The following is a 14,166-nucleotide window of genomic DNA, read 5'->3' on the forward strand; positions in this document are numbered from 1 at the left end:
GCGATCATGGGGATCGGTGGCTGCATCATCCTGCTGGCGGTCGGGGCGATCCTGGCGTTCGGCGTGGACTGGCACCTGGCGGGCGTCAATCTGACGGTGGTCGGCGTGGTCCTGATGGCAGCGGGGCTGGTCGGCGTCGTGGTGTACGCCCGGGTGCTGGGCCGCCGCCGGTACCTGGGCCGGGCCGTGGACGAGGTGGTGGTCGAGGACCACCACCACCGCGACATCCTCTGAGACGTCGAGGCCCCGAGGCGTCCGCTGCGGACACGAACGGCGCCGTTCCTCCCACGGAGGGCGGCGCCGTCGGCACGTCCGGGCACGTCCGCGCGCGTCCGGGCACGCCCACGGCCGGGCCGCGGCCCGCGTTGCGGTGCGGTAACGCTGCCGGGCCCGCCCCTTGACCCGGGTTTCGGCGCGGTTGCATACTCGCTTCCCGACGGTTAATCGATTAAACAGAGCGCGAACAGGGACGGGACGGGGTGAGGTCGGCGATGGCCCGGGTGCGGATGTCGGACGTCGCCGCGGCGGCGGGGGTGTCGACGGCGACGGTGTCGATGGTGCTGAGCGGGGCGGGCAGCGACCGCATCTCGGCGCAGACCCAGGCGAAGGTCCGGGAGGCGGCCGAGGCGATCGGCTACGCGCCCAACTCGGTGGCCCGCAGCCTACGGACCAGGCGGACCAGGATGATCGGGCTGATCTCCGACACCATCGCCACCACCCCGTTCGCCGGGCGGATGCTGGCGGGCGCGAACGACGCGGCCCGCGCGCACGGCCACCTGGTGGTGCTGGTGGACACCGACGGCGATCCGGCGCAGGAGCGGCAGGCGATCGAGGCGCTGACCGGGCAGCGGGTGGACGCGATGGTGTACGCCCGGATGTGGCACCAGGTGGTGGACGCCCCGGCCGGGCTGGCCGAGGGCAGCGTCTTCCTGGACTGCCGTCCCGCGCACGGGAGTTGGCCGGCCGTGGTGCCGGACGACCGGGCGGGCGGGGTGGCCGCGACCCGGGAGCTGGTGGCGGCCGGGCACCGGCGGATCGGCTACCTGGACGCGCCGCTCGGCGCGGGCGTGGTCGCCTCCGGGCTCCGGCACCAGGGCTACCTGCAGGTGCTGGCCGAGGCGGGCCTCGCCGCCGACCCCGCGCTGCACGCGCACGGCGAGACCGACGCGGGGGGCGGCCGGGCCGCCGCCGGGGAACTGCTCGACCTGCCGGCCGACCGCCGGCCGACCGCGCTGTTCTGCTTCAACGACCGGATGGCGATGGGCGCGTACACCGCCGCCCACCACCGCGGCCTGCGCGTCCCGGAGGACCTGTCGATCGTCGGCTACGACGACCAGCAGCTGATCGCCGCCGAGCTGGACCCGCCGCTGACCACCGTCGCGCTGCCGCACTACGAGATGGGGCGCTGGGCGATGGAGGTCGCGCTGGGCGAGCGGGAGGCCGACCCGGCCGTGCCGCACCGGATGCCGTGCCCGGTGATCCGCCGGAGCTCGGTGGGTCCGCCGCCGCCTCCGCCGGAGGGCTGACAGCGGCGGCGAACTCCTCGCATTACCACGGCAGTTGGCCCTGCCGTGGATCGAGAACCACGGGCGGCGGTCGGCGCCGCCGCCCGGTGCACGGCAGTTGGCGCTGCCGTGCCGGGCCGACAGTTGGCGCTGTCGGCCATCACCGAACAACCGCACGGCAGTTGGCGCTGCCGTTCACTCGGGGACCGGCTTGGCGGTCGGCCCCCGGAAAGGGACCACCTGTGCGCAATCCCCTCGCGATGGTAGCAGCGGCGAGCCTGCTCGGTACGGTCGCGCTCACCGGCTGTGCCCGGGCCGGACACGACGGCGCGGCCGCCGACGGCGGGCCGACCCGGATCACCATGTGGACCCACTCGGCGGGCAACCCCGGCGAGCTGGCCGTCTACAAGAAGATCATCGAGGACTTCAACGGCTCGCAGAGCACGTACCAGGTCGTCCAGCAGAACTTCCCGCAGGGCTCGTACAACGACGCGATCACCGCCGCGGCCGCCGCCCACAAGCTGCCCTGCCTGATCGACATGGACGGCCCGATCATGCCCAACTGGGCCTGGGCCGGCTACCTGCAGCCGCTCGGGCTGCCCGGCGGGCTGACCGACTCGCTGCTGCCCACCGCCGTCGGCCGGTACAAGGGCACCGTCTACTCGGCGGGCTACTGGGACGCCGCGCTGTCGGTCTTCGCCCGGAAGTCGGTGCTGGAGAAGAACGGCATCCGCATCCCGACCGTCGAACAGCCGTGGACGCTGGCCGAGTTCGACACCGCGGTCGGCAGGCTGAAGGACTCCGGCTACCGCACCCCGCTCGACCTGGGGGCCGCCGACAAGGGCGAGTGGTGGAGCTACGCCTACTCGCCGATGCTGCGGAGCGCGGGCGGCGACGAGATCGACCGCGGCACCATGAAGTCCGCCGACGGCGTGCTGAACGGGCCGGAGGCGGTGTCCTTCTTCACCTGGTTCCAGCAGGCGTTCAAGAACGGCTGGGCCAACAGCGACGGCCCGGTCGGCAACCAGAACTTCATCGACGACAAGGTCGCGCTCAGCTACACCGGCGTCTGGAACGCCAAGGACGCCCTCGACAAGGTCGGCTCCGACCTGCTGATCCTCCCGCCGGTCGACTTCGGCAAGGGCGCGCGGATCGGCGGCGGCTCCTGGCAGTGGGGCATCTCGGCGGGCTGCGGCAAGGAGCAGTCCGAGGGCGCCCGCAAGTACCTGGAGTTCAGCTTCCAGGACAAGTACCTGACCGAGTTCGCGGACAGCCAGGTGGTCATCCCGGCCACCGCGGGCGCCACCGCGGCCTCGAAGTACTTCGGCCCGAACGGCGCGCTGCGCCAGTTCGCCGTCCTGTCGCAGAAGTTCGCGCTGGCCCGCCCCGCCACCCCCGGCTACCCGGTGGTCTCGACCGGCTTCGAGAAGGCGGCGAAGGACATCATGAACGGCGCCCCCGTCAAGCCGGCCCTGGACACCGCCGTGCAGGCGATCGACAGCGACATCAAGTCGAACAACGGCTACGGCAACTGACGCGGCGGCGGACGGCGGCCGGGCGGCCCGTACCCCCCGCCCGGCCGCCGGACCCCGCCGCCGGAAAGGCCTCACCCCCATGACCCCCGTACCCCCTGTGGCCCCCGCTCGCAGCCCCTCCCGGCGCTCCGCCCGGCGCGGCGAGACCGGCGCCGGCCTGGCGATGGTGTCGCCCGCGGTCCTGCTGCTGCTGGCGTTCCTGATCGTGCCGGTGCTGCTGGGCTTCGCCCTGTCCTTCACCAACGCCCGGCTGGTCTCCCCGGAGCCGCTGCGCTTCGTCGGCCTGGACAACTTCGTCCGGGCGTTCACCGTCGACCCGGCGTTCTTCCGCTCGCTGTTCAACACCTTCGCCTTCGCGGCGGTGGTGGTGCCGGTGCAGGCCGGGTTCGGCCTGCTGCTGGCGCTGCTGGTCAACCAGAAGATCCGCGGCGTCACCGCGTTCCGGGTGATCTTCTTCGTCCCGGTGGTGACCTCGATCGTCGTGGTGTCGATCCTGTGGAAGTTCATGTACCAGCCGAACGGCGTGGTGAACTCCTTCATCGACTCGGTCACCTTCGGCGCCTGGCAGGGCACCGCGTGGCTGAACAACCCGGACACCGCGCTGTTCGCGATCATCGTGCTGTCGATCTGGCAGGCCGTCGGCTTCCACATGCTGATCTGGCTGTCCGGCCTGCAGACCGTCCCGGCCGAGCTGTACGAGGCGGCCCGGATGGACGGGGCCGGGACCTGGCGGCAGTTCCGGGACGTGACCTGGCCGTGCCTGCGCCCGACCAGGATCTTCGTCCTGATCACCATCACCATCGCCGCGCTCGGCCTGTTCGTGCAGATCGACGTGATGACCCAGGGCGGCCCGGTCGACTCCACCACCACGCTGGTCCACCACGCGGTGCTGACCGGCTACCGCCAGCAGCAGATCGGGTACGGCTCCGCGCTGTCCCTGGTCTTCTTCGTGATCGTGCTCGCCGTCGCGCTGATCCAGCGCCACCTCACCCGCGACAAGGACTGACCCATGGCCGAGAACGCACGCGCGCCGCGGGCGCGCACCGGGGCGACCGAGCGGCAGCTGCGCCGCCGGCGCCGGGTGTGGTCCTACCTGGTGCTGGTCGGGCTGGCGGTGTTCTTCCTGTTCCCACTGGTGTTCATGTTCGTCTCCAGCCTCAAGCCGGACGGGCAGCTGCTGTCCGACATCGGCGGCTGGCGGGCCTTCCTGCCGGTCGGCGACATCGGCGTCGACAACTACCGGGCGGTCTTCGACCGGGTGCCGGTGGGCCGGTTCCTGCTGAACTCGCTGTTCGTGACGGTGGCGATCGTCGGCCTCGGACTGGTCGTCAACTCGATGGCGGGCTTCGCGCTGTCCCGGCTGCGCTGGCGCGGCCGGGGCCTGGTGACGGCCGTCGTCATCGCCACCCTGATCGTCCCGTTCGAGACCATCGCGGTGCCGCTGGTGTACTGGGTCGCGCACCTGCCGATCGTGTTCCTCCAGGACGGCGCGGTGGTCTGGGACATCGGCTGGCTGGACGGCTACCAGGTGCAGATCCTGCCGTTCGTGGCGAACTCCTTCTCCGTCTTCCTGTTCAGCCAGTACTTCTCGACCATCCCGACCTCGCTGGACGAGGCGGCCCGGATCGACGGCGCCGGCTGGTTCACCGTCTACCGGCGGATCGTCGTGCCGCTGTCCGGCCCGGCCTTCGCCACCGTGGCGATCCTGACCTTCCTGCCCGCCTGGAACCAGTACCTGTGGCCGACCATGGTGGTCCAGGACGAGAAGCTGCGCCCCGTCATGGTAGGCATGCAGTACTTCTTCCAGGACAACCCGGCCTGGGGCGAGGTCATGGCGTACACGTCGATGATCACGCTGCCGGTGCTGGTGGTCTTCCTGGCCTTCCAGCGGGCCTTCGTCAGCAGCGTCGCCGCGAGCGGTGTCAAGGGCTGACGCCCTCCTTCCCCTCTCCCTCTCCCCCGCGCCGACCCCGCCGCCCCGTCGCCCCGCCGCCCCGCCGCGGCCGAGGGTCCGCGCGGCCTGCCCGAAAGGCCCCCATGTTCTCGCTGCCCGACTCCTGGGTCTGGGACTTCTGGTTCGCCGACGACGGCGAGCGGCACCACCTGTTCTTCCTGTACGCCTCGCGCGCCCTGCACGACCCGGAGGCCCGGCACTACCGGGCCTCGATCGGGCACGCCGTCTCCACCGACCTGACGCACTGGACCCGCGTCCCGGACGCGCTGGTCCGCGCCGACGCCCCCGCCTTCGACGACCTCGCCACCTGGACCGGCTCGGTGGTCCGGCACCCGGACGGGACCTGGTTCCTGTTCTACACCGGCTCGACCCGCGCGCCCGGCGGGAAGAACGTCCAGCGGATCGGCTACGCCACCTCCGACGACCTGACGACCTGGCACAAGTACGGCGCCAACCCGGTGCTGAGCGCCGACCCCGCCCACTACGAGACCCTCGACAGCGGCCAGTGGCACGACGAGGCGTTCCGCGACCCGTGGGTCTTCCCCGACCCGGACGGCGACGGCTGGCACATGCTGATCACCGCCCGGGCCACCGCCGGCCCGGCCTTCGAACGCGGCGTCGTCGGCCACGCCGTCTCGCCCGACCTGCGGCACTGGGAGCTGCGGCCGCCGCTGTCCGCGCCCACCGCGCACGGTTTCGGCCAACTGGAGGTCACCCAGACCGAGATCGTCGACGGCCGGCCGCTGCTGCTGTTCTCCTGCCTGGCCGAGCACGCCTCCGACCGCCGCCGCGCCACCGGCACCCGCGGCGGCGTCTGGGCCGCCCCCGCGGAGAGCCTGCTCGGCCCGTTCGACCTCGACGCCGCCCGGCAGGTCACCGACGACCGCTACTACAGCGGCAAGCTGGTCCGCCGCCGCGACGGGTCCTGGGCCCTGCTGGCCTTCCACCACACCGGCCCCGACGGCGGCTTCGCCGGCGGGGTGAGCGACCCGATGCCGGTGTCCTGGGACGGGCGCCACCTGACCGCCGAAACCCTGAACCCCGCTTCCTCGCACGCCAACTGACGATCCGTCACCACTCCTCCCCCACCCAGGAGTCGAGCATGACCCCGCGCTCCTCGCTCCACCGGCCCCGCCGCGCCCTGCGGCCCGGCCTCGCCGCCCTGTGCGGACTGCTGCTGACGGCCGCCGCCGTGGCCGCCCCGGGCCGGGCCGCCCCCACTCCGGCCCGGGCCGCGGACAGCTACCGGTCCGTCTACCACTTCACCGTCCCCGACCACTGGAAGAACGACCCGCAGCGGCCGGTCTGGTTCGACGGCGCCTTCCACTCCTACTACCTCTACAACGCCGACTACGGGCGGGCGATCGGCACCGCCTGGCGGCAGGCCACCAGCACCGACGGCGTGGCCTTCCACGACCAGGGCGTGGCCGCGCCGAAGCAGACCAACGCCAACTACGACCTGTGGTCCGGCTCCGCGGTCGTCGACACCGGCAACACCGCCGGGTTCGGCGCCGGGGCGGTGGTCATGCTGGTCACCCAGATGGACCACCCCACCCCGGCGCAGATCGCCGACGCCTCCGGCCCGCAGGCCCAGTTCCTCTGGTACTCCACCGACGGCGGCCGGAACTTCCGCCCCTACGGCGACGCCCCGGTGCTGCCCAACGGCGGCCGCAAGGACTTCCGCGACCCCAAGCTGGTCTGGGACGGCGACCGCCAGCGCTGGGTCGCGCTGCTCGCCGAGGGCGACCGGATCGGCCTCTGGACCTCGCCCGACCTGAAGAACTGGACCTGGGCCTCCGACTCCGTCCACCCCGGCCTCGGCACCCTGGAGTGCCCCGACCTGTTCCGGATGCGGGCCGACGACGGCACCACGCACTGGGTGCTGGGCGCCAGCGCCAACGGCTACCTGACCGGCGCCCCCAACACCTACGCCTACTGGACCGGCGGCTTCGACGGCACCTCCTTCACCCCCGACACCGCCGCCCCGCAGTGGCTCGACCACGGCTTCGACTGGTACGCGGGCGTCACCTGGGAGGACCCGGCCGCCCCGCTCGACCACCGGTACGCCACCGCCTGGCTGAACAACTGGACCTACCCGTACACCACTCCGACCTGGGCCGCCGACGGCTTCAACGGCACCGACGCGATCACCCGGCAGCTCGACCTGAAGCACTACCCCGACGGCTACGCGCTGGCCTCCCGCCCGGTCCCGGCCCTCGCCGGGCACGCCGCCCGGACCCTCGACCTGGGCACCGTGCAGGTGAACGGCCTCAGCACGCTGCCCTACCGGGGCACCGCGTACCGGCTGGACGCCGACGTCAGCTGGAGCGCCCTGGACAACCTCGGCGTCCAGCTGCGGGTCTCCGCCGACGGCGCCCGGCACGCCGACGCCGGGATCTACCACGACGTCAGCTACCTGAACCGGGGCGGGACCGGCAACCCGTCGCCGGACGGCGCGCACCTGGAGTCGCACGCCCCGTGGGACCCGGCCCGCACCACCGCGCACCTGACGGTGCTGGTCGACCGCACCAGCGTCGAGTACTTCGTCGACGACGGCCGCTACGTCCACTCCGACGAGGTGTTCGCCGACCCCGCCGACGACGGGCTGAAGCTGTTCACCGCCGGCGGCCCCGCCACCTTCGCGCACCTCACCGTCACCGAGTACCAGGACCTCGCCCAGCGCCCGGCCCGGCTGCTCGCCGACTTCGAGGGCGGCGGGTACGCCCCCGGCTGGACCGGCACCGGCGACCTGGCCGGGACCGCCCCCACCGCCGAGCGGCTGCCCGGCTCGGTCGGCGCGGCCGTCCTGGACACCTTCGCCGGCCGGGACGCCGCCACCGGCACCCTGACCTCGCCGCCGTTCACCCTCGACCGCGACCACCTGCACCTGCTGGTGGCCGGCGGGAACCATCCGCTGGGCGGGCCCGGCGCGACCGCCGTCAGCCTGCTGGTCGACGGGCAGCCCGTGCGCACCGCCACCGGCGCCGACGGCGGGGCGCTGCGCCCCGTCGACTGGGACCTGACGGACCTGCGGGGGCGCACCGCGCAGTTGCAGGTCCGGGACGACGCGACCGGCGGGTGGGGGCACCTGATGGTCGACCAGGTGGTGCTGAGCGACTGACGGCCGGTCAGCACCCCGGGCGGCGCGTCCGGTTGCCGGACCCGCCGCCCGCCCCCCATTCTCGACACTCACCTTCCACCAGCGATCCAGGAGCAGCCGAGCGCCATGGCAGAGCCCACCCCGACGGAGACCGAGTTCCTCGTCATCGGCGAGTGCGTCGCCGACATCGTCCGCGTCCCCGGCCGTCCCGACCACCCGTACCCGGGCGGCAGCCCGGCCAACGTCGCCTACGGGCTGGCCCGGCTGGGCCGGTCGGTGACCCTGCTGACCCAGCTCGGTGCGGACCCGTACGGCGAGCTGATCCGCCGTCACCTGGCGGCGGGCGGGGTCGTGGTGCGGACGGACGGGCAGCAGGTGGCGACGCCGACGGCGGTCGTCACGCTGGACGGCGAGGGGCGGGCCGCGTACGCGTTCGCGGTGGAGTGGAGCCTGGCCCCGGTGGCGGTGCCGGCGGCCCGGCACGTGCACCTGGGGTCGCTGGCCTCGGTGCGGGCGCCCGGCGCGGCGGTGGCGCGGCAACTGCTGCGGACGGCGCGGGCGGGCGGGGCCGGCACCTCCTACGACCCGAACGTGCGGCCCGCGCTGTTCGGCGAACACGCGGCGGGCGTCGCGGCGGTGGAGGAGTGCGTGGCGCTGAGCGACCTGGTGAAGGCCAGTGACGAGGACCTGGCCTGGCTGTACCCGGGCGTGCCGGTGCGGGAGAGCGCGGCCCGCTGGCTGGCGCTCGGCCCGGCCGCGGTGGTGGTGACGCTGGGCGGCGCGGGGGCGTTCGCGCTGAGCGCCGACGGGGAGGTCCGGGTGGCGGCCCCGCCGACCACCGTGGTGGACACCGTCGGCGCCGGGGACTCCTTCATGTCGGCGCTGCTGGCCTCGCTCGCCCCGGGCCGCCCCGGCCCGGCGGAGCTGGCGGCGGCACTGCGGACGGCCGCGGCGGCGGCCGCGGTCACGGTGTCCCGGGCGGGGGCCAATCCGCCGACCGCCGCCGAACTGGCCGCCGCCGCAGCGCTTCCGACGGAGCATGAGGTTAGATGAGGCAAACCTAAGTATCATGGGGCTCCGGTACCTGTCGGGGAGCGGGACGCGGGACGGGAGAAGCATGTCGATCGACGGCCTGGACGGCAGGCGGCCGCACGGCGAACTGGTCGCCGACGTGCTGGCGGCGCTGTGGGCGGCGGGGCGCCCGCTCACCGCCCAGGAGGTGAAGGCCGCGCTCGGCCGGCCGCTGGCCCGCACCACCGTCGCCACCACGCTGGCCCGCCTGCACGACAGCGGGCGGCTCACCCGCACCCGCCCCGGCCGCTCCTTCGCCTACGCCCCGGTCGCCGACGCGGCGGGCCTGGCGGCCGGCCGGATGCGCCGCGAACTGGAGAAGGAGCAGGACCGCGGCCTGGTGCTGCGCCGCTTCGTCTCCGCCCTCTCCGCCGAGGACGAGCGCGCCCTGCGCGCCCTGCTCGACGAGGCGGACCGGGCCTCCTGACGGCCCCGCGCCCCGGCGGGCCCGGCGGCGGTCGGACGACATCGATGTAGACCGGCGGCCCTCCCGCTCACTAGAGTGAGGGCACCTTCACCTCACCGGCCCCGCCCCGCCGCGGTTCCGGCCTGCCGCCGTGCCCTGTCCGGCCGTCAGCGCCGGGAGCGCGCCGCCCCGTTCCCGCGATTGGACCCGGCTTGTTCGACAGCAGGAGAGAGTCGTCCGATCCCTTCGAGCAGCCCGTCCACCTGCTCTCCGCGCTGGCCCGGGAGGCCGAGGCCCGGATGGACGAGCGGCTGGCCGCCCGCGGCAGCAGCCGGGCGCACCGCGAGGTGCTGACGGTGCTCCACCGGGCGGGCCCGCACGGCCGGGCCGACCTGGCCGCCCCGGCCGCGGTGCTGGACGACCTGCTCGCCCTGGGGCTGGTCCGGACGATGGCCGTGCAGCTGGGGGGCGGGCGCCAGGAAGTGCTGCTGCTGGCCCCGGCCGGGGAGGCCGCGCTGGCCGCGCTGCACACCGACGCCGAGGCCGTGCAGGACGGCCTGATGGTCGCGCTCAGCCGCGGCGAACGCGCCCAACTCGGCTCCCTGCTGCGCCGGATGCACGCCTCGCTCGGCCAGGACGGCAACTTCGGCAGCTCCGCCTCCGTCTCCCGCAAGGTCCGCGGCCGCGCCCCGGCCGCCCGCCCCACCGCCCGCCCCGCCCGACCGGGGCCCGCCGACTAGGCGTTCGCGTCCGGGCGGAGGGTGCACAGGCGCTTGGTGGCGCGGGTCAGGGCGACGTAGAGGTCGCGTTCGCCGGCCGGGCGGGCCGTGGCGATGCCGTCCGGGTCGACGACCACGGCCTCGTCGAACTCCAGGCCGCGCGCCTCGGAGGCCGGGACCAGGCGGGCGTGCCGTTCGACGCCGGCGGCGGCCAGTTCCGGCACCCGGTCGTCGGCGCAGACCACGCCGAGCAGGTCGCCCGGGTGGGCGGCGGCCTGGGCCCGGAGCTCGTCGAGGAGCACGTCGACCAGCCGCTCCCGGTCCGCCGCGACGGTCCGCGGCTCGTCGCCCTGCCGGATCGACCGGACCGGCGGCTGCCCGGGGGCGATCCGGCGGAGCAGTTCCGCGGTGGTGGCCAGGATCTGCCGCGTGGTGCGGTAGCTGACGGTCAGGGTGCGCAGGTCGTAGCGCCGGCCGAGGTGCGGGGCGAGCGCCTCGTCCCAGTCCCGGGCGGTCGCCGCCGGGCCCGCCTGGGCGAAGTCGCCGACCAGCGTCATCGACCGGGACGGGCAGCGGCGCACCACCGTCCGCCACTGCATGGCCGTCAGTTCCTGGGCCTCGTCGACGACGACGTGCCCGTAGTCCCGGGCGGGCGGGCCGTCGACCAGGGCCGCCGCCTCGTCGAGCAGCGCCACGTCCGCCCCGGTCCACGGCGCGCCGGGGGTGCGCAGCAGCGACTCCCGTTCGGCGTCGGTGAGTCCGGGCAGGTGGGCGGCGAGTGCGGCGGGGTCGGCGAGCAGCGCGTCGACCACCCCGCCGGGGGTCAGCCGGGGCCAGAGCTCCTCGACGGCCCGGTCGAGGTGGGCGTCGTCCAGCAGCGCGTCCCGGACCGCGTCGGCGTCGAACTCCTCGCCGCCGCCGGCGGGTTCGGGGTCCAGGCCGAGGTGGTGCAGGTCCCGGGCGGCCATCTTGTCCAGGTCGATCCCGGTGAGTTGGGCGACCTCGGCGTCCAGCCGCTCCAGCGTCCGGGCCGTGTCGCGGGCCAGTGTGTCGACCAGGGCGTCGACCAGCAGTTCCAGGAACAGTCCGCGCGCCCGGTTGTGGGCGGCCCCGCCGATCCGGGCCGCCTCGCGCGCGCCGGCGACCTCCGTCGCGTCCAGCCGGACCCACTCCTGCCCGATCCGGACCGCGAACCTCCCGTCGGGCGCCTGCCGGGCCCGGACGACGGCGGCCAGCGCCTCCGCCAGTCCGGCGCCGCCCTTGAGGCGGGCCGCCGCGGGCCCGTCGGCGGCGCCGGGCCGGACCCCGGCCAGTTCCTCGCAGGTCGCCAGGACGACGTCGTTCTCGCCGAGCGAGGGCAGCACCTGGGAGACGTAGTCCAGGAAGCGGGCGTTCGGCCCCAGCACCAGCACGCCGCGCTCGGCGGCCTTCGGGAACGCGTACAGCACGTACGCGGCGCGGTGCAGCGCCACCACGGTCTTGCCGGTGCCCGGGCCGCCCTGCACGACCGTCACCCCGCGGTGCGGGGAGCGGACGATCGCGTCCTGCTCGACCTGGAGGGTGGCGACCGCCGTACCCATCCGGCCGGTGCGGCGGGCCTGCAGCGCCGCCGCGAGCGGGCCGTCGCCGAGGACGTCCCCGTCCTCCGGGGCCGAGCCGTCGAGCAGTTCGTCGCTCACCCCGACCACGGTGCGGCCCGCCACGCTCAGGTGGCGGCGGCGGCGCAGCCCCATCGGGTGCACCGGGGTCGCCTCGTAGAAGGAGCGGGCCGCCTCCGCCCGCCAGTCCACCAGGACCGGCAGTTCGTCCCCGTCGCGCTGCAGGCCGAGCCGCCCGATCCGCAGCGCCGTCCCGTCCGCGAGGTCGATCCGGCCGAACACCAGCCCGCCCTCGGCCCCCTCCAGCCGCCGCACCTCCCCCGCCAGCCGCCCGGCCGCCACCTCCCGCTCGTACACCGCGCCCGCGCCGTCCGCCGTCGCCGCGAGCACCTCCCGCAACCGCGCCCGCGCCCCGACCAGCCGCTCGTCGAACAGCTCGCCGATCGCGGCCACCTGCACCCGCTCCAGCTCCACCTGCTGCCCGGCGTCGCCGTGGATCTCCGACAAGGAAGAGCCCCCCTCTCGATTCGACCCACCACTATGCAGAGCGCCCCCGGGAAAGTAAATGTTGACTTCCCCTCCGCGGATGTGTCCCGCCATTTCCGCCCGCACGCATTTCCGACGAATTCCGGAAGCCCCGCCCACCCCCCGCATTCGCATTTCCGCCGCTTCCCGACGCCCCGTCAGGCCCCGCCCCCGAACTGCCGGGAGAGCCCGGCGGGAAACTCCCGGGGACTGCCGGGAATCGGCGCCGGACCGGAAGGCGGGCACGGGCCGACCGCGGGGGTCGGCGGAACTCCGGGTCAGGGGACGAGGACGACCTTGCCGAGGTTGCGGCGCTCTTCGAGGAGGGCGTGCGCGCGGGCCGCACCGGTGAGCGGGATCTCGGCGTGGACGGCGGGGCGGAGGGCTCCCGTGGCGTGCAGGTGCCAGAGTTCGCGGAGCCGGCGGGCGTGGAGTTCGGGGTGGCCGGTGACGAGGGCGCGGATCTGGAAGCCGATCACCGAGGCGCCGCGGAGCAGGAGTTCGTACGCCTCGACGGTGCCGCCGCCGGAGCTGAAGGCGACCAGTCGGCCGCCGGGGGCGAGGGCGCGGACGGCGGGGGTGAGCAGGTCGCCGCCGACGCCGTCGAGGATCACGTCGTACGGGCCGCCCCAGTCGGCGTCCCCGTAGTGGACGACCGCGTCGGCGCCCAGGGCCCGGACGAAACCGGCCTTGTCGGCGCTGCCGACGGCCGCGACCACGCGCGACGCCCCGGCGGCCCGGGCGTACTGGAGGGCCAGCGTGCCCACGCCGCCGGCCGCCGCCGTGACCAGGACCGATTCGTGCGGCTCGGGGCGGGCCGCCGCGTGGGCGCCGCCCGCGACCAGGCCGCTGCGGACCAGGGCGACGGCCTCGACCTCGGTGGCGCGGTCGGGAATCCGGGAGGCCATGGTGGCGCCCAGGACGGCGTACTCGGCGTAGGCGTCGGCGAAGCAGAGCCCGGTGACGCGCTCCCCGACGGCGAAGCCGGTGACGCCGGGGCCGAGCGCGGCGACCTCGCCCGCGACCTCGCCGCCGAGCGGCACCGGCCCGGCGCTGCCGCGCAGTCGGCGCACGACGGGCAGCGTGACCCCGATCGCCCGGACCCGGACCAGCAGTTCCCCGGCGCCCGGCTCGGGCCGCCGGACCCGCTCGGCGCGCAGCAACCCGGCCCCGCCGTCGGCCTGGTGACGGATGCGCAGCACAGGGACCTCCCCCGGTCGAAATTCATTGGATGTCCCAACGATAGGGCGAAGTCGTGGGGAAGTCCAACGACTTTCGCTAGACTGCCCGCATGACCTCGGACCTCCAGCACATCCAGAGCCTGCCCTCGTGGCTCGTCGGCCGGGTCGCGGCCCGGGGCCGGAGCCTGGTCGCCGACGCGATCGCCGCCGAGGGCCTGAAGCTGATGCAGCACGCGGTGCTGGCCGCCACCGCCGAGTACGGGCCGGTCACCCAGGCCGAGCTGGGCCGTCGGCTGGCCGTCGACCCGAAGGACGTGGTCGGGCTGCTCAACCACCTTCAGCGGGCCGGTCTGGTCCTGCGCAGCCCGCACCCCTCCGACCGCCGCAAGAACGCCGTCACCGTCACCCCCGAGGGCGCCGCCGTGCTGGCCCGCTGCGCGGCCCTCGCCGAGGCCGCCAACGCCGAACTGCTCGCCCCGCTCTCCCCGGCCGAGCGCGAGCAGCTGCTCTCCCTGCTGACCCGCCTGCACGGGGCCGGGACGGACCGGTCCGTCGCGGACCGATGAGTTCGC

Annotated in this window: 13 protein-coding genes; 11 read left to right on the plus strand and 2 right to left on the minus strand. The window is 74.8% G+C overall.

Annotated elements, in window-relative coordinates; all coding sequences use genetic code 11:
- The first annotated feature begins 6 nt into the window (after positions 1 to 6).
- The 10 genes from ACIQBJ_RS01565 to ACIQBJ_RS01610 all read left to right on the plus strand — a co-directional run bounded on the left by ACIQBJ_RS01565 (position 7) and on the right by ACIQBJ_RS01610 (position 10,311).
- Complete coding sequence (locus tag ACIQBJ_RS01565; RefSeq protein ID WP_400701618.1) at positions 7 to 234, plus strand: DUF6458 family protein; 228 nt, start codon at positions 7 to 9, stop codon at positions 232 to 234.
- 245 nt (positions 235 to 479) lie between these two features.
- The gene (locus ACIQBJ_RS01570; protein WP_400701621.1) at positions 480 to 1,526 is read left to right on the plus strand and encodes a LacI family DNA-binding transcriptional regulator; all 1,047 of its coding nucleotides are present in this window, start codon (positions 480 to 482) and stop codon (positions 1,524 to 1,526) included.
- 221 nt (positions 1,527 to 1,747) lie between these two features.
- Positions 1,748 to 3,040 (plus strand): extracellular solute-binding protein, encoded by a 1,293-nt coding sequence (locus ACIQBJ_RS01575; protein ID WP_400701624.1) that lies wholly within the window; start codon positions 1,748 to 1,750, stop codon positions 3,038 to 3,040.
- Positions 3,041 to 3,137: 97 nt separating this feature from the next.
- On the plus strand, positions 3,138 to 4,046 hold the full coding sequence (locus ACIQBJ_RS01580) for a carbohydrate ABC transporter permease (protein ID WP_400701627.1): 909 nt from the start codon (positions 3,138 to 3,140) through the stop codon (positions 4,044 to 4,046).
- Positions 4,047 to 4,049: 3 nt separating this feature from the next.
- Entirely contained in the window at positions 4,050 to 4,973 is a 924-nt protein-coding gene (locus tag ACIQBJ_RS01585; protein WP_400701630.1) for a carbohydrate ABC transporter permease, read from the plus strand.
- 104 nt (positions 4,974 to 5,077) lie between these two features.
- On the plus strand, positions 5,078 to 6,058 hold the full coding sequence (locus ACIQBJ_RS01590) for a glycosyl hydrolase family 32 (RefSeq protein ID WP_400701633.1): 981 nt from the start codon (positions 5,078 to 5,080) through the stop codon (positions 6,056 to 6,058).
- 38 nt (positions 6,059 to 6,096) lie between these two features.
- On the plus strand, positions 6,097 to 8,115 hold the full coding sequence (locus ACIQBJ_RS01595; RefSeq protein ID WP_400701636.1) for a glycoside hydrolase family 32 protein: 2,019 nt from the start codon (positions 6,097 to 6,099) through the stop codon (positions 8,113 to 8,115).
- 105 nt (positions 8,116 to 8,220) lie between these two features.
- Positions 8,221 to 9,147: a carbohydrate kinase gene (locus ACIQBJ_RS01600; RefSeq protein ID WP_400701639.1), complete on the plus strand. Its 927-nt coding sequence runs from the start codon at positions 8,221 to 8,223 to the stop codon at positions 9,145 to 9,147.
- 64 nt (positions 9,148 to 9,211) lie between these two features.
- Entirely contained in the window at positions 9,212 to 9,592 is a 381-nt protein-coding gene (locus ACIQBJ_RS01605; protein ID WP_400701642.1) for a BlaI/MecI/CopY family transcriptional regulator, read from the plus strand.
- Between the two features lie 191 nt (positions 9,593 to 9,783).
- Complete coding sequence (locus ACIQBJ_RS01610; RefSeq protein ID WP_400701645.1) at positions 9,784 to 10,311, plus strand: hypothetical protein; 528 nt, start codon at positions 9,784 to 9,786, stop codon at positions 10,309 to 10,311.
- Here the strand turns inward: ACIQBJ_RS01610 and ACIQBJ_RS01615 are convergent.
- Together ACIQBJ_RS01615 and ACIQBJ_RS01620 are read right to left on the minus strand one after the other, a co-directional pair.
- Positions 10,308 to 12,395: a HelD family protein gene (locus ACIQBJ_RS01615; RefSeq protein ID WP_400701648.1), complete on the minus strand. Its 2,088-nt coding sequence runs from the start codon at positions 12,393 to 12,395 to the stop codon at positions 10,308 to 10,310. The two genes, ACIQBJ_RS01610 and ACIQBJ_RS01615, sit on opposite strands and share 4 nt — an antisense overlap.
- A 296-nt stretch (positions 12,396 to 12,691) precedes the next feature.
- Positions 12,692 to 13,615, minus strand: coding sequence for a zinc-binding alcohol dehydrogenase family protein (locus tag ACIQBJ_RS01620; RefSeq protein WP_400701650.1), 924 nt, complete (start codon positions 13,613 to 13,615; stop codon positions 12,692 to 12,694).
- An 89-nt stretch (positions 13,616 to 13,704) separates the two neighbouring features.
- Here ACIQBJ_RS01620 and ACIQBJ_RS01625 point away from each other — a divergent pair, with 89 nt between their 5' ends.
- On the plus strand, positions 13,705 to 14,160 hold the full coding sequence (locus ACIQBJ_RS01625) for a MarR family winged helix-turn-helix transcriptional regulator (RefSeq protein WP_400701652.1): 456 nt from the start codon (positions 13,705 to 13,707) through the stop codon (positions 14,158 to 14,160).
- Positions 14,161 to 14,166: the final 6 nt, after the last annotated feature.

Source organism: Kitasatospora sp. NPDC088391, assembly GCF_044753345.1.
In the GTDB taxonomy this organism is placed as follows: domain Bacteria; phylum Actinomycetota; class Actinomycetes; order Streptomycetales; family Streptomycetaceae; genus Kitasatospora.

Excerpts from the sequence above, each read along its gene's own strand:
- ACIQBJ_RS01625 (WP_400701652.1), top strand. The coding sequence starts at position 13,705 with ATGACCTCGGACCTCCAGCACATCCAGAGCCTGCCCTCGTGGCTCGTC.
- ACIQBJ_RS01595 (WP_400701636.1), top strand. The coding sequence starts at position 6,097 with ATGACCCCGCGCTCCTCGCTCCACCGGCCCCGCCGCGCCCTGCGGCCC.
- ACIQBJ_RS01600 (WP_400701639.1), top strand. The coding sequence starts at position 8,221 with ATGGCAGAGCCCACCCCGACGGAGACCGAGTTCCTCGTCATCGGCGAG.
- ACIQBJ_RS01590 (WP_400701633.1), top strand. The coding sequence starts at position 5,078 with ATGTTCTCGCTGCCCGACTCCTGGGTCTGGGACTTCTGGTTCGCCGAC.
- ACIQBJ_RS01585 (WP_400701630.1), top strand. The coding sequence starts at position 4,050 with ATGGCCGAGAACGCACGCGCGCCGCGGGCGCGCACCGGGGCGACCGAG.
- ACIQBJ_RS01565 (WP_400701618.1), top strand. The coding sequence starts at position 7 with ATGGGGATCGGTGGCTGCATCATCCTGCTGGCGGTCGGGGCGATCCTG.
- ACIQBJ_RS01605 (WP_400701642.1), top strand. The coding sequence starts at position 9,212 with ATGTCGATCGACGGCCTGGACGGCAGGCGGCCGCACGGCGAACTGGTC.